Annotated in this window: 14 protein-coding genes; 2 read left to right on the top strand and 12 right to left on the bottom strand. The window is 60.1% G+C overall.

Features of this window, described 5'->3' with window-relative positions; all coding sequences use genetic code 11:
- Positions 1 to 6: 6 nt before the first annotated feature.
- The 9 genes from ABIE59_RS13930 to ABIE59_RS13890 all read right to left on the bottom strand — a co-directional run bounded on the left by ABIE59_RS13930 (position 7) and on the right by ABIE59_RS13890 (position 10,267).
- Positions 7 to 276: a K+/H+ antiporter subunit F gene (locus tag ABIE59_RS13930; protein ID WP_354447786.1), complete on the bottom strand. Its 270-nt coding sequence runs from the start codon at positions 274 to 276 to the stop codon at positions 7 to 9.
- Positions 269 to 763, bottom strand: coding sequence for a Na+/H+ antiporter subunit E (locus tag ABIE59_RS13925; RefSeq protein WP_354447784.1), 495 nt, complete (start codon positions 761 to 763; stop codon positions 269 to 271). Before ABIE59_RS13925 ends, ABIE59_RS13930 begins: the two co-directional genes overlap by 8 nt.
- Complete coding sequence (locus ABIE59_RS13920; RefSeq protein WP_354447782.1) at positions 760 to 2,289, bottom strand: monovalent cation/H+ antiporter subunit D; 1,530 nt, start codon at positions 2,287 to 2,289, stop codon at positions 760 to 762. The genes ABIE59_RS13925 and ABIE59_RS13920 overlap by 4 nt, the downstream gene beginning before the upstream one ends.
- Positions 2,286 to 2,624, bottom strand: coding sequence for a Na+/H+ antiporter subunit C (locus ABIE59_RS13915; protein WP_072675956.1), 339 nt, complete (start codon positions 2,622 to 2,624; stop codon positions 2,286 to 2,288). Before ABIE59_RS13915 ends, ABIE59_RS13920 begins: the two co-directional genes overlap by 4 nt.
- The gene (locus tag ABIE59_RS13910; protein ID WP_354447780.1) at positions 2,624 to 5,431 is read right to left on the bottom strand and encodes a monovalent cation/H+ antiporter subunit A; all 2,808 of its coding nucleotides are present in this window, start codon (positions 5,429 to 5,431) and stop codon (positions 2,624 to 2,626) included. Before ABIE59_RS13910 ends, ABIE59_RS13915 begins: the two co-directional genes overlap by 1 nt.
- Positions 5,432 to 5,554: 123 nt before the next feature.
- Positions 5,555 to 6,886 carry an MATE family efflux transporter gene (locus ABIE59_RS13905; RefSeq protein ID WP_354447778.1) on the bottom strand — a complete coding sequence of 444 codons (1,332 nt, stop codon included), beginning with the start codon at positions 6,884 to 6,886 and terminating at the stop codon, positions 5,555 to 5,557.
- 282 nt (positions 6,887 to 7,168) lie between these two features.
- A complete protein-coding gene (gene tpx, locus ABIE59_RS13900; protein ID WP_152439418.1) occupies positions 7,169 to 7,666 on the bottom strand; it encodes a thiol peroxidase in 498 nt (165 codons plus the stop codon).
- Between the two features lie 249 nt (positions 7,667 to 7,915).
- Positions 7,916 to 9,133 carry a Bcr/CflA family multidrug efflux MFS transporter gene (locus ABIE59_RS13895; protein ID WP_354447776.1) on the bottom strand — a complete coding sequence of 406 codons (1,218 nt, stop codon included), beginning with the start codon at positions 9,131 to 9,133 and terminating at the stop codon, positions 7,916 to 7,918.
- 222 nt (positions 9,134 to 9,355) lie between these two features.
- A complete protein-coding gene (locus tag ABIE59_RS13890; protein ID WP_354447774.1) occupies positions 9,356 to 10,267 on the bottom strand; it encodes a LysR family transcriptional regulator in 912 nt (303 codons plus the stop codon).
- Positions 10,268 to 10,407: 140 nt separating this feature from the next.
- Between ABIE59_RS13890 and ABIE59_RS13885 the strand changes: the two genes are divergently transcribed.
- A complete protein-coding gene (locus ABIE59_RS13885; protein WP_342631417.1) occupies positions 10,408 to 11,085 on the top strand; it encodes a haloacid dehalogenase type II in 678 nt (225 codons plus the stop codon).
- A 136-nt stretch (positions 11,086 to 11,221) separates the two neighbouring features.
- Here ABIE59_RS13885 and ABIE59_RS13880 read toward each other — a convergent pair whose 3' ends face one another.
- Positions 11,222 to 12,373 (bottom strand): alpha/beta fold hydrolase, encoded by a 1,152-nt coding sequence (locus ABIE59_RS13880; RefSeq protein WP_354447772.1) that lies wholly within the window; start codon positions 12,371 to 12,373, stop codon positions 11,222 to 11,224.
- A 179-nt stretch (positions 12,374 to 12,552) separates the two neighbouring features.
- Between ABIE59_RS13880 and yihG the strand changes: the two genes are divergently transcribed.
- Complete coding sequence (gene yihG / locus ABIE59_RS13875; RefSeq protein ID WP_354447770.1) at positions 12,553 to 13,452, top strand: 1-acylglycerol-3-phosphate O-acyltransferase, YihG family; 900 nt, start codon at positions 12,553 to 12,555, stop codon at positions 13,450 to 13,452.
- 10 nt (positions 13,453 to 13,462) lie between these two features.
- On the opposite strand, the gene ABIE59_RS13870 is transcribed toward yihG, so the two are convergent.
- Complete coding sequence (locus tag ABIE59_RS13870; RefSeq protein ID WP_354447768.1) at positions 13,463 to 13,666, bottom strand: hypothetical protein; 204 nt, start codon at positions 13,664 to 13,666, stop codon at positions 13,463 to 13,465.
- A 61-nt stretch (positions 13,667 to 13,727) separates the two neighbouring features.
- Complete coding sequence (locus ABIE59_RS13865; protein ID WP_354447766.1) at positions 13,728 to 15,713, bottom strand: ribonuclease R family protein; 1,986 nt, start codon at positions 15,711 to 15,713, stop codon at positions 13,728 to 13,730.
- Positions 15,714 to 15,729 lie beyond the last annotated feature (16 nt).

Here is a 15,729-nt window from a genome sequence, read left to right as displayed (position 1 = left end):
ACGAAGTCATTCGATCACATCCCCCCGCAACAGGTACTTGGTCATCGCCACCGTTCCGACAAAACCCATCAGGGCAATCAGCATGGCGGCTTCAAACAGGATGCCCAGCGACAGCCGGATATCAAACAGCACAATCAACGCAATACTGTTGATCATCAGGGTGTCTAGCGCCAGGATCCGGTCCACGATGTCCGGGCCGATGGCCAGCCGGTACAGGTTTAGCAGGATGGCCACCGCAAACACGGTAATTGCCAGGTTAACCGCCCATTCAATCATCAAAAATCTCCTGTAACGGCTGCTCATAACGCTCGCGGATGTCTCTGATCAGCGCTGCTTCATCCTCCAGATGCAGGCAATGAATCAGCAGGCACCGGCCCTCGCGATCGTAGTGGGCACTGACCGTGCCCGGAGTCAGCGAAATGGTGCTGGCCAGTATGGTGACGGCAAAATCGTCGGTCAGTGCCAGGGGGTAAGTGAAGAACCCCGGCTCCAGCCGCCGGGAATGGAACAGAATGCGCCGGGCGACAATCAGGTTGGATTTCAGGATATCCATCAATAACCGGCCAAGGTAGCGCAGCAACTTACCCGGATGCTTGATCCTTGAACGCTCCGGCCAGAACGGCTGGGTCACCCGGGATATCACCACCGCCAGCACCGCGCCCAGCAACAGGTGGGCAAAGCTGAACTCGTTCATCAACAGCCATAACAGTAGCAGAAAGCCGGCGAACAGGGGGTGTGGCACCCAGCGCTGTAACCAGTTCATGGGGCTCGCCCTCCCGTCATCGTGGCAGGCTCACCAAGCACCGCCTCAACATAGGCGGACGGATGATAAAGCTGGCCTGCGGTTGCAGTCATATACTCCATCACCGGCGCGGCAAACAGGGCCAGGGCGCCACTGATGCCGATAAGTACGGACACCGTGGCTACCCGGGCCGGGTCCAGCTTGCGGCGCTGCCGGCCAGTAAACGGTTCTGGCTTCCAGAACCAGCCGGAGCCGGCTCGGCTGAGGGCGGCAAGCATGAACAAGCCGGCAATCAAGGTGATGCCCCAGAGCCAGAGATAGTGTGGGTGCGTGATGGCGTTCTGTAGCAGCCAGGCTTTGCTAACGAACCCGGAGAACGGCGGCAGCCCCGCCATACTGACCGCCGCCACCAGAAACAGCGTGCCCAGGGTCCAGCGGTGGGTCAAAGGTGCGGTCACCGAGAGCAGGTCGTAGCCGTCGGCCCGCTGCCGGCCGATGAGGTCGGCCAGCAGGAAAAAGACTGCGGCCAGGCAGGTGCTGTGCAGCAGATAGAACAGGCTGGCCGCCAGTACGGTGGCCTCGGCCATGGCAAAACTGGCCATCAGCAAACCGCTGGACATGATCACCAGGTAGGCCGCCATGGTGCGCAGGCTGGCTGCCCCCAGTACACCAATGGCACCAAGACCCAGGGTGGCCAGCGCCAGGGGCCAGAGCCAGAGGAACACCTCGGCGTTGAGGGGCTGCATTGCGTCCAGCCCGAACACAATCAGAAGCACCCGCACCATGGCGTAAAAGCCCACCTTGGTCATGATGGCAAACAGCGCCGCCACCGGTGCGCTGGAGGCAGAGTAGGCACGGGGCAACCAGAACAGCAACGGCAAAATGGCAGCCTTGATGCCAAACACCACCATCAGCAGCAGGGCGGCACCTTTCAGCAGAGTTTGGTCATCGGGGTTGGCGGCGGCAATCCGCACCGCCAGGTCGGCCATGTTCAGGGTGCCGGTCAGGCCGTAAAGAATGCCAAGGGCCAGCAGGAACAGGGCGGAACCAAGCAGGTTGATGATCACATAATGCAGGCCTGCCCGGCTTCTGGCTCGGCCGCCGCCGTGCAGCAACAGGGCGTAGGAAGCCAGCAGCAGGATTTCAAAAAACACGAACAGGTTGAACAGATCACCGGTCAGGAAGGCGCCGTTAATGCCCATCAGCTGGAACTGAAACAGGGCATGAAAGTGGGAACCCTCCCGATCGCTGCCCCGGCTGGCATAAAGCACACAGAACAGGGCCAGTAAGGCGGCCAGCAACAGCATCATGGCGCTGAGGCGGTCCAGCACCAGGACAATGCCGAACGGCGGCTGCCAGTTGCCCAGCCAGTAGGTGTGGTAATCGGTTTGCGCGGCAATAACCGCCCACACACCCAGAGCCACCAGGATACTGGTGGACAAAATGCTCCAAACCCTTTGGCGGCCAATACTGGCCCGATGGTTTACCAGCAACCAGGCACCGGCCAGCATGGGGATGACCACCGGCAGAATCATCAGGTGGGTCATGGCCGGTCCTCGTTCGGGTTTTCACCGTCTACGTGGTCATTGCGCAGTTCTACGGCGGCTTTCAGGGACAACACCACCACGAAGGCGGTCATGGCGAAGCTGATCACAATGGCGGTCAGCACCAGCGCCTGGGGTAGTGGGTCTGCGCTGGATTCCGTCAGGCCGACAATGGCCGGGGCGCCGGTTGTCAGCCGGCCCATGCTGAACAGGAACAGGTTGACTGCGTGCGATAACAAGGTCAGGCCCAGCACCACGGAAAAGGTGCGAGCGCGCAGAATCAGGAACACTCCGCAGGTGGTCAGGATGCCCAGGGCGGCCGCGATCATCAGTTCCATCAGCCTACCTCCCTGCCCGGGCCGGCGATGGTCATCAGTTTGCCCAGATTCGCCAGAATCAACAGGGTTGCCCCGACCACGGTGGTGTACACACCCAGGTCAAACAGCAAGGCGCTGGCCAGCTCGAACTCACCTATTAATGGCCAGTGCAGGTGGGCAAAGGTGGTGGTCAGGAACGGATAACCGAACAGCCAGCTGGCAACACCGGTCAGCAGGGCGATCAGCAGCCCCGCACCAATGAGCGAGCGGAAGTGCGTACGCATGCGCGCCTGGGCCCAGACCAGGCCACCGGCCATGTATTGCAGGGTGAGCGCAACGGCCGTGACCAATCCCGCAATGAAACCGCCCCCTGGCATGTTGTGGCCGCGCAGGAAAATATACGCCGATACCAGCAGGGCAATGGGCAAAGCCATGTGCGCCACCATCTGCAGGATGACCGGATGGGGCTCGGCTACCCAATGGGAGTGGCCGGATTCTGCCACCCGTTTTTTCAGGTTAAGGTTACGGGTGAAGGCGAACACCGCCACTGCCGCGATACCCAGTACGGTGATTTCACCCAGGGTATCGAAACCCCGGAAATCCACCAGGATAACGTTGACCACGTTGGTCCCGCCGCCTCCGGGCACACTGTTGGCCAGGAAAAAATCGGAAATGGAGTTTACCGGGCGGGTCAGCACGGCAAAGGTAAACGCGGCCACACCGCCGCCGGCGGCCAGGGCCACGAACAGGTCCCGGGCAATTCTGGGCCAACGGGATTCCTTCGGCGAGCTCTGGGGCAAAAAGGATAATGCCAGCATCATGATCACCACCGCCATCACTTCAACCGACAGTTGCGTCAGGGCGAGGTCCGGTGCGGAGAACCAGGCAAACGTAAGGGTGACAAACAGGCCGGTGACCGACAACAGCAGCAGCGCCGGCAAGCGATGGCGGTGGAACAGTGTCACGCCAATGGCAGACAGGCACAGAATGCCGACACCGAACACCACCAGTGGGTCCAGGGAAGTCATGGGTATGGGTCCACGCCAGTGTTCCAGGCCGCTCAGGCTCCAGGCCACCAGGGCGACGGTGGTTAACAGGATCAGCGCCAGATAGCGCTGGAGCGAGCCATTCTCCAGGCGATAAACCAGCGTTTGGGAGAAGCGGATGGTGCGCTGCATGGCGGTTTCAAAAATGTCCTTGGCGTCCACCTCCGGTAGCCGGGCGTGAATGGCGAACAACGGCTTGCGGGCCGCGTAGACTGCCAGCCCGCCCAGCATCGCCAGCAGGCTCATCATGGCGGGAGTGTGGGCGTCGGACAGGGCGCTGAAATCGTATTCCGGAAGGTGAGCCGCAGTGGTCTGGAGCACCGCCATATGCACCAGGTGGTCGTAGATCCATTGGGGCGCCAACCCAACCAGTAGCGACAGGGTCGCTAGAATGGCCAACGGCAACAACGCGGCGGCCGGTTTACGTTTTGGTGGCCACACCGGCAGATCCCGTGGCTGGCCGTTAAAGAAAACGTTGTGGAAGATACGCACTGAATAGGCCACCGAAAACAGCCCCGCCACGGTGACCCAGGCCGGGATCACCACATCCGCCCAGTGGGGTGCCGTCACCAGCAGGCTTTCGGAGAACAGCATCTTTTTGCTCAGGTAGCCGCTCATAAGCGGTAGCCCCGCCATGGCGGCCGCCGGCACCAGGGTGACGATCATCAGGGCAGGCATCCAGCGCCACAGGCCGTTAATCAACTGCATGTCACGGCTGCCCGTGGCCTGGTCAACATAGCCTGCCATCATAAACAGCGGGGCCTTGAACAAGGCGTGGCAGACCAGATGAAACAGCGCTGCCGCCATGGCCATTTCACTGCCCATGCCAATCAGCAGGGTGATCAGGCCCAGATGGGAAATGGTGGAATAGGCCAGCAGACCCTTGATGTCGTGCATGAACATCGCTACGAAAGCGCCCACCATCAGGGTGACCATGCCGGTAACGGTGATCAGCGTAAACCACAGTTCGGTATCGCCCAGGGCCGGGTGCAGGCGCGCCATCAGGAACAGCCCGGCCTTGACCATGGTGGCTGAATGCAGATAGGCGGAGACCGGTGTAGGGGCGGCCATGGCGTGGGGCAACCACAAGTGGAAAGGCGCCTGGGCGGATTTGGTGAATGCCCCCAGCAGCACCAGGCTCAGCATCAGCGGATACAGGCTGTGCTGTTTGAGCGTCTCGCCCTGGGCGAGAATGTCAGATAACTGGAAACTACCGGCCATGTTGCCCAGCAACAGAATGCCGGCCAGCAGCGCCAGGCCGCCGCCACCGGTAATCACCAGCGACATTCGGGCACCCCGGCGGGCGCCCCGGCTGGACCAGTTAAAGCCGATCAGCAGGAACGACACCAGGCTGGTCAGTTCCCAGAACACCAGCATGAACAGCAGGTTCTCCGACAGCACAATGCCGAGCATGGCGGTCATGAACAGCTGGATCAGGATAAAGAAACGTGGGGCAGTGGCTTTGCCATCGAAGTAGTAACGGGCGTACAGAATGATCAGGCAGCCAATGCCGGTGATCAGGGTGGCAAACAGCCAGCTCAGCCCGTCCAGCCGGAACGACAGGTTAAGGCCCAGTTGTGGAATCCACTGTACGGTGGTGACCAGCGCGTTCGGGTCAGACGCCTGCGGCCAGTGACCTGCCAGCAGAAGTAAACCGGCCAGGGGTGCCAATGCGGCTGTGATGGCATGAACACGTACACTCACGCCGGTGGGGTTGCGGCTCAGTACCCAGGAGGCAAAGGCTCCCAGCACCGGCAGCAAAATGATGAGTCCTGGTACCATAGTGAGGCCGGTAACCCGGAAGGAGTATTGGGGTTAATTATTCATCTGCCCGCAGCGAAAAGGCCGGGGCGCGATAGCCAAAACAGATTACCGAAGACTAGCACATTAATTCATTGTTAACCGTCAAGTGGCGGGGTACTTTTGTCTCAATCTGGTCATTCCTTGGCGGTAAAGACTGTACGCCATCACCCCGGCGAACAGGTTGCCAATTAGGGCACCGGACATCAAGCCAGTGAGCCCGGACACCTGGGCGCCCAGCCACAGCAGAGGCAGGTAACAGGCGAATAGCCGTAGCGTTGAAATCAGCAGCGCCCGCATGGGTAATCCCAGGGCATTGTTGATTGAAACCATCAACATGCAGACCCCCAGGCCGCTATAGCTCAGGGGCACTCGCAGCAGATAGCTCAGCAGTATGTCCTGAACATCAGCATCCCGGCTGAACAGAGTGGAAACCAGCCCGGAGGCCGTCAGCCATACCAGCCCCAGCATCAGTTGCCAGACCACTACAAAGCGAACCGCAATGCGCACCAGTTTGCGGATGTTGTCGAGCTCACCAGCCCCCAGCATGCGCCCGATCATCGGTGGCATGGACATGGTCAGGGCCAGCACCACCACGATGGAGAAGAACTCGAGCCGGGTACCCAATCCCCAGGCGGCGACGGCGGCGGAGCCAAAACCGGCCACCAGCGAGGTGGCCAGCATGGCAGACAGAGGCGGCATCAGTTGGCTGACCATGGCCGGTGCCATGATGCCGCCGAGCTGCTTGATGGCTTTGGCCAGTTGCAGTTGCAGCAGGTCAAAGCGCAGCCATTGGCGCCTGACCAATGCCGGGAAAACCACCAGGGCGCCGATCCCGAAGGCGGTGATGGTGGCCCAGGCGGCCCCGGGCAGGCCCCAGCCGAAGACAAAGATATACAGCGGGTCCAGGGCAATGTTGAGCAGGCTGGTGGCGATCATCATGTAGCCGGGTAGCTTGGTGTCGCCGTTGGCACGGCAGACGGCGTAACCGAAGTAGAGCAGGGCGCCAAGCCAGGCGGACATGAGCCAGGGCACCCAGTATTCCCGGATGGCTGGCCGGAGTTGGTCGTCGGCGCCGAGGAAGTTGAGTATGCCGGTTTGTAATAGCCAGACTGAGAGGCACAGGATCAGCGCCAGACTGGCGCCGATGGTGACGACCAGGCCGCCGAGGCGTTGGGCGCGGAGGTTGTCGCCCTGGCCCAGGGTCCTGGAGATGATGGCGGTGGTGGCGATGCCGAGGCCCACGTACATGCCGCTAACCAGTTGTTGCATGGGTACGGTGAAGCCCAGGGCGGCGAGGGGATCGCGGCCAAGCTGACCGACGAAGGCGCTGTCGGTGAGCTGGAAGGTCATCAGGGAGAGCACGCCGAACAGCATGGGCCAGGTCATTTGGTAGAGCTGGCGGGCCAGGCTTGGGCTTTGGGGTTGGTTCTGCACTTGGGGGTCGGTGCCTTGGGTTTTGGATTCTGGGCGTGGATTCTAACAGGTCTGGCTTCGGAGGAAGCACCCGGTTGGGGTGGGCTTTCCAAAACACGCTCCTTCGGCACATCCATGTGGCGCTTGGGCTCCGCCATCCATGGCTCCGCACAGTTTTGCAAAGCCCACCCCAACCGGCTGCCCTAACGCCGGAGTCTTGCCGGCGCAGCCCAAACTCGGAACGGGTAGTCCAAAACGATATCGAGGCTGCGTAAATGCTCTGACCACCCGGTTGGGGATTACTTACAGAACCTTCAGCGCCGCTTCGTAATCCGGCTCGTTTTTGATTTCGTTGACCAGTTCGCTGTGCAGCACTTTGTTGTTCTCGTCGAGGACCACGACCGCACGGGCGCACAGACCGGCAAGTGGGCCGTCTTGAATGGCGACGCCGTAGTCTTGCTGGAAGCTGTAGTTGCGGAAGGTGGAGAGGGTTTCAACGTTGTTCAGGCCTTCGGCTCCGCAGAAGCGGGCGGCGGCGAAGGGGAGGTCGGCGGAGACGACGAGGACGACGGTGTTGTCCAGGCTGCCGGCTTTTTCGTTGAATTTTCGGGTGCTGGCGGCGCAGACGCCGGTGTCGATGCTGGGGATGATGTTGAGGATTTTGCGTTTGCCGGGCCAGCTGTCGAGTTTTACTTCTTCGAGGCCGCTGTTGGTGAGGGTGAACGGGGCGGCGTTTTCACCGGCTTGGGGGAATTTGCCGCTGACGTCGATGGGGTTGCCGTCCAGGGTGACGTTGCTCATGGTGTGCTCCTTGTCTTGTGGTTTTGGATCTCTGCAATCTACTCTGTGTAGCTTACTTTGGATGAGTTTTCATCCCCTTTCAGTAATCCGTGCATAGCTTTCTAGGGGGATCAGCTTTCCAAAACACGCTGTGAATACGTCCCTGTACGCTCTGCTCCGCCATCCATGGCTCCGCAAGGTTTTGGAAAGCTGATCCCCCTAGAAAGCTCCGTAGCCTTTTCCGGGATTCTTTGGGTGATTATGTTGTGGCTAGTGGGAAGCGCCTTGGGCCTCAAAACCCGGTGCAGGATATCGCTGCACTAGAAACAGGTAACCAATCAGGCCGAGCCCTGCGCATATCGCAATAATCGTGGCCATGACCAGTGGGGTGCCGTCGTGGAGGATGCCGACGAGGGCGCCGGCGGCGGCAGCTGCGGCCATTTGGACGAAGCCGAGCAGGGCGGAGGCGGAGCCGGCCATGGTGGGGTGGTTGGCTAATGCGCCGGCCATGGTTTGTGGTAGGACCATGCCGGTGCCGGCCATGAACAGGGCTTGCGGTAGCACCACGGCCCAGGGGCTGTAGACATGGTGATAGGCGAGTAATGCCATGGTGGCGCCGGCGGTTAGGGTGGTGGCCAGGCCGTAGAGCAGGATTTGGTCTGGCAGGTAACGTCTTGCGAGGCGGATGGAGGCCATGTTGCCGAGCAGGTAGCCACCGGCGGTGATGGCGGTGTACAGGCCGAAGTGTTCGGGGGCGACGCCCAGGACGTCGATTAGCACGAAGGCGGAGCCGGACAGGAAGGCGAACAGGCCTCCGTAGATGGCGGCGCTGGTGAAGGTATAGCCGATGAAGGTCATGTCGGTACCGATGCGGCGGTAGTTGCGCATGAGGTGGCAGAATCGGAACGGCTGGCGGTTTTCCGGGCGCAGGGGTTCGGGGATGCCGAAGGCGATGACGGCCACCATGATCAGGGCGTAGCCCGCCATGACGATGAAGATCCAATGCCAGTCCATGGTGGCTACGATGAAGCCGCCGAGCGTCGGTGCCACTGCCGGTGCCAAAGCCATCATGCCGGCCAGCAGGGCGAGAATTTTTGCCGCTTCTCGAGGTGTGTAAACGTCCCGAACCACGGCCCGGCCGAGGACCGGGCCAGCGGAACCGCCGAGTGCTTGCAGGAATCGGAACAACTGCAATGATTCGATGTTGCTGGACAGGGCGCAGCCAATGCTTGCAAGTGCAAACAGCAGCATTCCGCCGATCATGACGGGTTTGCGTCCAAACCGGTCTGCCAAAGGTCCACAAACAAGCTGGGCAAGGGCAAAACCAATCAGGTAAATACTCAGCGTGAACTGAACCTGATCGGTGCCGGCATTAAAGTCAGCACCAATCTGCGGTAGCGCAGGCAGGTACATATCGATAGCCATTGGGCCGAGCGCCACGGCAGCGGCTAATAGAATGGTTGTCCAGATGCTGGTGAGTGCGAGCACGTCGATTCCTGACTTCGGTGAAGTGTCAGGTTGGGGGACGGCTTTCCAAAACACGCTGTGAATACATCCCTGTACGCTCTGCTCCGCCATCCCTGGCTCCGCAAGGTTTTGGAAAGCCGTCCCCCAACCTGACAGGCAACATTAGGGCGGGAAGTCTAGGACGATCGGCTCGGAAAAATAACGGCGTCCCCTTTCATGCAATACATGAGCAAAATCGATTGATTAATCGTGAAGACCGTTCATGGTGGCCGCCACGGAGTTCACCTGGTTGCGAACCCAGCGGTGGGCGGGGTCTGTCTGGTGGCGGCGGTGCCAGAGCATGAGCAAAGTGAAGGGGTTGTATTCGAAAGGCAGCGGTACATAGGCGAAGTCCCGCATGAGTTGTGTGCTCATTCGTTCGGGTGCGGAGGCCAAAAGGTCAGTGCCGCGCAGAAAGGCTGGCAGGCCAGAGAAGTTGGAAACGGTCACTACGCTGCGCCGTTTCAGCCCCCGTGCCTCCATGGTGCTGTCCAGCCCTGGCTTCTCGCCAGTGGCGAATAGCACGGTGATGTGGTCGGCGTTCATGTAATCCTTCAGGTCAGCCGGCGCGTCACGGTGGTTTTGGTCGTAGAACACCACCATCCGGTCCGCCATCAAACCCCGTTGCATGATATCTGTGGTTTCCGGCGCAAAGGGACTGATCACCAGATCACAAGCTTCTTTGCGCAGCAGATCGGCATTGGGAATACCGGAGGGAATGACCTGCAGGTGAATACCTGGCGCTTGCTCCCTGAGCGTCTTCACCAAACCCGGTAACAGCAGATCCCGCTGGTAGTCGTTGGCCGCGATGGTGAAGGTGAACTCCGCCGTCGCCGGCTCAAACGGCGGCCCGGAGGGCAGGGTGCGCAGGTCGTCCAGTAGCTGACGGATGTGCGGCCCGGTGCGCAGGGCATAGTCGGTTGGCACAATGCCCCGGCCGGATTTCACAAACAGTGGGTCGCCGAAGGCCTGGCGCAAACGCTCCAGAGTATGGCTCACTGCCGATTGCGTCACCCCCAACCGAACGGCCGCGCGCGACACCCCACCCTCGTCGAGTACAGCAACGAAGGTGGCGAGTGATCTCAGGTCCAGGTTCAACATATCAACGGGCTTCATGGTTGGCAGTTTAGGCGAGAGCAAAGGCCAAGTCACCAGAGAGCCGGGCCTGGTTCAGCGGTTTTGCCACTAAAGTCCGGTTGGTCTAAATTGAGTAATCGTTCAATATTGAGGCGCACTTTCCCGGAACAGGAGCAAGCATGAAAACCACTCTGGCGTTTGATGTTTACGGAACATTGGTAGATCCGATGGGCATGTCCCGGTTGCTCGAACAGGATGCGGGCGAGCAGGCAGCGGCGGTTGCCGGGCTCTGGCGGGAAAAGCAGCTGGAGTTTTCGTTCCGGAAGGGCCTGATGCGAGTTTACGAAGACTTCGGCGTATGCACCCGCCAGGCGTTGCGCTATGCCATGGCCGTGCACCAGTTGGAGCTGAGCAAGGCGCGGGAAGACCAACTCATGGCCGCCTACCTGTCTCTCCCCGCCTTTGACGATGCCTTACCGGCCCTGCAGGCATTGAAAGGCCAGTACCCCCTGTTTGCCTTCTCGAACGGAAGCTACCCCGCACTGGAAAAAGTCCTCGGCCACAACAACCTGCTGGACCAGTTCGATGGCCTGGTGTCGGTGGATGACATCAAAAGTTTCAAACCCGACCCCGCCGTCTACACCTACGCCCGCCGCGCCACCGGCGCCTGGGGTAGCCCCCTGTGCCTGGTGTCCAGCAACGCCTGGGACGTGATCGGTGCCAGAGCGGCCGGGCTGTCTGCGATTTGGGTAAAACGGGATGAAAACAGGGTCTTCGAAGACTGGGGCATAGAGCCGTCAGCAGTAATACAAAGCCTTTCTCAACTTCCCGAGAGTCTCAAGGCTCTCAATACCTGAAAGCAGCTTTCAATAGGCATATCGAACGGTCAGCGAAGGCAGGCGTTGGGGAGGGGGTGCCAAAACCATCAGGAAAACCACGTTTTCCGTTTTGGCACCCCCTCCCCAACGCCTGCCGACAGACTCCGATAAAAAGTCAGTCAGACCGAGCAGCCAGCCACTCCGCCAACTCAAGCCAAGAGGCCTTGGGCGCCTTACTCCCGGCCAGAATTCCCATGTGACCCCCAGGCGCTACCCGAAACGTCTTGTCGGTGGAACTGACATGATCCATCACCCGCTTCGCTGCCCCCGGCGTCGCCAAGGTATCCTCCTGGCCGGCAATCGCCAGTAAGTTGGCATTCACATTCTCCAGCCGCGCGAAATCCTCGCCAATCTGGATTTGCCCCTTGGCCAGCTGATTATCAATCCACACCCGCACCACCGTGTCCTGAATCACCCCGCCAGGATAAGCCACCATCCGGTCCAGAAACGCCGACGTAGTGGCATGGTTGGTGACAAACTCCCGGTCACCCAGGCGCACAATCAACTCCCAGTAACCCATCACACTGCCAATCGGATTACTCAGCTTGAAACCGATAGTATTGGCCCAGCCCGGGGTGTGGAACCAGTGTGGCTTCATACTGTGCAACTGAAACCCCGTGCGCTTGCGAACAACGCCGGCAACATCCGCTATGCGCTGGTACATCCAGCCGATGGCGCCGGAGGCGTGGCTGTCGATGGGCAGACCCAGCACAATGGCATTGCGAATGTGCTGGTCCTTGCTCAGGGCCGAGTAAAACAGCGTGAACATGCCGCCCATACTCCAGCCATGCAGCGACAACTCCTGCTCACCACTGTGCTCCCGCACCCGGTTCAAATAGGCCGGCAGCAACTCCGCCACATAGGTATGCATGTTGTAGTGGGTGTGCTCCCGCTTGGGAATGCCCCAGTCAATCAGATACACCTCGAATCCCTTCGCCCGCAGAAACCGCACCAGGCTGCGCTGGGGGAACAGATCGTAGATCAGCATGTTCACCGCCAGGGGCGGAATGATCACAATCGGTGTGCGATGGGTTGTGCGTTCCACCGGGATCACCATATCGTCCAGCTCAATGAAATCCTCTTTCAGTGGCGGGTAGTAACGCAGGCTGACCAATCCGTCCGAATAGAGGGTTTCAAACGGGGTCTGGCCTGCCTGTACCAGGCTGGCGGCGCGAAACACCCGGTCAAAGGCGTTACCGGCATAGAGGGTGCCCTGGCGAGCCAGGTCAGAGGTCAGGTTGAGGGCAGTTTTCACGGGGTTAAGCATGTGTGTTTCCGTTGGTGCTTCAGTCACTGTTCCGGACAGGATAGGCGGGCTGTTGCCCGGGCACCATGGCAAAACCGTCACATCTGGCCGGCATAATGGTCACTTCAGGCCACTGCCCAATCCTGTATCTCATTGTTATGATATCGGCCCTTTGGTCAAACAATGAAAACAGGTTTCTCATGCTCAGTTTCTTGCCCGCCCCCGTTGTCGGAATACTCAACTCCATTCTGCTGGGCCTAAACACCCTGTTCTGGTGCTTGCTGCTGTACATTCCGGCGGTGCTGAAACTGGTCATCCCGCACAAGGGGTTCCGGGTATTGTGCACCAAAGCGATCATCTGGATCTCGGAATCCTGGGTGGCCTGCAACACTGGCTGGATGAAACTGACCCACGGCACCCGCTGGCGGGTGACCGGTGCAGACAACCTGAAGCGGGAAAGCTGGTACCTGGTGCTCAGTAATCACCAGAGCTGGGTGGATATCTTTGCCATGCAGCGGGTATTCAACCGTCGGGCGCCGTTTCTGAAGTTTTTCTTGAAACAGCAGCTGATCTGGGTGCCAGTGATTGGCCTGGCCTGGTGGGGCCTGGATTTCCCGTTCATGAAACGCTATACCCGGGAGTACCTGATCAAGCATCCGGAAAAACGCGGTGAAGACCTGAAAGCCACCCGCAAGGCCTGTGAAAAATTCCGCTACACCCCGGTAAGCGTCATGAACTTTGTCGAAGGCACACGCTTTACCAAAGCCAAACACGACAAGCAGAAATCCCCCTACCAGAACCTGTTGCTGCCGAAAGCCGGCGGCGTCGCCTTTGTGCTGGATGCCATGGGCGATTCCATCGACACCCTGGTAGACGTAACCATTGCCTACCCCAACGGCGCGCCCACCTTCTGGGATTTCATGTGTGGCCGCGTGCCTGAAGTCCAGCTGGATATCAGCACCCAGATAATTCCGGAGCACTTGAAAGGGCGGGATTATTCCAGCGATGCCGAACATCGCCGGAATGTGAAGGACTGGCTGGGAGAGTTATGGCAACGCAAGGATGAGCGCCTGAGTCAGGTGCAGGGTACGAGTAAATGAACAAAGCGGGTCAAGACTCGTCTTCGTCCTCCACCTCGTCGGGGTGTTCACGCTTGTAGCGCTCCCATTCTTCCCAATCGTGAGGCGTCCCGGCATGGGGGCGCTTCAGGTGTTTGGCATGGTCCAGCGCGTTTTCACGCAGACTGTGATCGCGCTCTTCGTCTTCTTTGTCGAACCCGTATTTCTTCAGAAATTCCTGGGGGCTGATGGGCATGGCGCACCTCCCGTCAAAGGTTGTCTCCTATGACGTACGGTGCGCCTGAGCTTTCGGTTTTTCAACCGTTGTCGGTGCCATCACGACTGGCAATCTCTTCTGCTTCAAGCAGCTTGAAATTAATCTGCCGGCGCTCGTCGTCCACGCCAGCGAAGCTGACGGTAACCCGCTGCTCCAGTTGGAAGATGCGGCCATTCTTGTTGTGCACCAGCCGCAGGGTGACCGGATCAAAGCCGTATTTGCCGTCCAGGTCCTTGCAGCTGACAAAGCCTTCCAGCCCGTTGCTGTCCAGGCGCACAAAGAAACCGGAGGGCATGGTGCGGCTGATGGTGCCTTCCATGGGGTCTTCTGGCAGGGTCTTGGCGTAGTCGGCCTTGAGCCAGGTTTCCAGTGTGTTGGCGGCCTGGCGGGCGCGGAACTGGGTGGCCTGCAGGGCTTCCAGTTGCTGGCTGTTGAGAGGTTTGATGGGGGTATCCCAGAGCGCCGCTTTAATCAGCCGGTGCACGTAAAAGTCTGAGAACTTGCGCAGCGGTGAGGTAAAGGTGGTGTAGGCGTCCAGCCCCATACCCTGGTGGGGCGCGGCGTCAAAGCCCAGCTCCGCCCGGGCCAGCTGGCGGGACAGGATGGCTTTCACCGGTACCTCGGCCTGTGGCTGGTCGCTGTGTTTCATCAGCGCCTTGAAGCCCTCGGCGGTGTTGGCGTCGTGCTCGGCCAGGTGCGGCGCATGACTTTCCAGCAATTTCCGGATGTTGTCGGCGCGGTCGTCCCGCAGGCCCGGGTGCTGGATAAACAGGCCTTTGCCCTGCTGGGTCAGGAAGTCTGCGGCACAGCGGTTGGCTGCCACCATGCACTCCTCCACCAATCGGTGGGCCTCGTTCTGCACCGCCGGTTCAATCACCCGGATACGTTTGTTCTCATCCAGGCGCAGGCGGAATTCCGGCCGGTCCTGGCTCAGCAGCGCGTGTTCGGCGCGCCATTTGCGCAAGGCGGTGGCGGCTTGGTGTAACTGGTCCAGACTGTTGGCGACCTCGTCTGGCAGAGCCTTGATCTCGTCGTCTTCCCGGCCTTCGATCAGATGGGAGACCAGTTCGTAGCTCAGCTTGCCCTTGGAGCGGATCATGGCCTGGTGGAAGCTGTAATCGCCCAGACTGCCGTCGTTATTCACCTGCAGGTCACACACCAGAGCGAGGCGGGGCACATCCGGCATCAGCGAGCACAGCCGGGTACTGATGCTGTCCGGCAGCATGGGCAGCGGCTCGCCCGGGAAATAGATGGCGGTGGCCCGGTTGAAGGCTTCTTCCTCGGCGGGGCTGCCCGGTTCGATCATCGCCGTCGGGTCGGCAATGGCAATCGATAGCGTCCAGCCAGTGGCGTTGGGCGTGGCCATCAGGGCGTCGTCCATGTCCTGGGTACCCGGGCTGTCGATGGTCACATAGGGTTGCTCGGTGCGGTCTTCCCGGCCCTCGGTATGGGCGGCTATCGATGCTTCGTTCAGGCTGTCGGCCTGTTTCTGCACTTCCTCCGGCCAGGCGTCTGCCAGGTCAAAACTGGCCAGGGTGAACGCCCGCTCGATGCCCGGTTGGCCAGCCTTGCCAATGACGCGCAGGACTTTTGCCTGGCCTTTACCGTCCTTGATCGGGTGGCGATGGATCTGGCAGTAAATAAAGTCGTCGGGCTCGGCACCCATGCGCTCTTTGGGTGGAATGAAGATCCAGCGGTTGATGCCCGGGGTTTCCGGCGCCACAAAATGCCCCTTGCCCTTGATCAGGTAGCGGCCCACAAAGGTGGTCAGGTGCGATTCCAGAAGCTCGTCCACCACGCCTTGGGTTTTGCCTTTTTCCACTTCCTGCTCGGTGACGTTCACCCGATCCCCGGGCAGCACTTTCTGCATTTCTTCCGGTGGCAGGAACACATCCCGCCCTTCATCCAGAGCCACAAAGCCAAAGCGCCCGTTGGTGGGCTTGACCGTGCCCGGGAAGACCACCTTGTTCTGCTTGATATCGGTTTTCAGCTGGCGCAACTGATTGAGAGCGTCGGCATTGAGCATGTAGAAAAGACCTGGC

Source organism: Marinobacter sp. MBR-99 (assembly GCF_040547575.1).
Lineage (GTDB): Bacteria > Pseudomonadota > Gammaproteobacteria > Pseudomonadales > Oleiphilaceae > Marinobacter.
This window is presented reverse-complemented; position numbering and strand designations above follow the sequence as displayed.

Excerpts from the sequence above, each read along its gene's own strand:
- yihG (WP_354447770.1), top strand. The coding sequence starts at position 12,553 with ATGCTCAGTTTCTTGCCCGCCCCCGTTGTCGGAATACTCAACTCCATT.
- ABIE59_RS13885 (WP_342631417.1), top strand. The coding sequence starts at position 10,408 with ATGAAAACCACTCTGGCGTTTGATGTTTACGGAACATTGGTAGATCCG.
- ABIE59_RS13925 (WP_354447784.1), bottom strand. The coding sequence starts at position 763 with ATGAACTGGTTACAGCGCTGGGTGCCACACCCCCTGTTCGCCGGCTTT.
- ABIE59_RS13865 (WP_354447766.1), bottom strand. The coding sequence starts at position 15,713 with ATGCTCAATGCCGACGCTCTCAATCAGTTGCGCCAGCTGAAAACCGAT.
- ABIE59_RS13910 (WP_354447780.1), bottom strand. The coding sequence starts at position 5,431 with ATGGTACCAGGACTCATCATTTTGCTGCCGGTGCTGGGAGCCTTTGCC.
- ABIE59_RS13920 (WP_354447782.1), bottom strand. The coding sequence starts at position 2,289 with ATGACCCACCTGATGATTCTGCCGGTGGTCATCCCCATGCTGGCCGGT.
- ABIE59_RS13930 (WP_354447786.1), bottom strand. The coding sequence starts at position 276 with ATGATTGAATGGGCGGTTAACCTGGCAATTACCGTGTTTGCGGTGGCC.
- ABIE59_RS13915 (WP_072675956.1), bottom strand. The coding sequence starts at position 2,624 with ATGGAACTGATGATCGCGGCCGCCCTGGGCATCCTGACCACCTGCGGA.
- ABIE59_RS13870 (WP_354447768.1), bottom strand. The coding sequence starts at position 13,666 with ATGCCCATCAGCCCCCAGGAATTTCTGAAGAAATACGGGTTCGACAAA.
- tpx (WP_152439418.1), bottom strand. The coding sequence starts at position 7,666 with ATGAGCAACGTCACCCTGGACGGCAACCCCATCGACGTCAGCGGCAAA.
- ABIE59_RS13890 (WP_354447774.1), bottom strand. The coding sequence starts at position 10,267 with ATGAAGCCCGTTGATATGTTGAACCTGGACCTGAGATCACTCGCCACC.
- ABIE59_RS13880 (WP_354447772.1), bottom strand. The coding sequence starts at position 12,373 with ATGCTTAACCCCGTGAAAACTGCCCTCAACCTGACCTCTGACCTGGCT.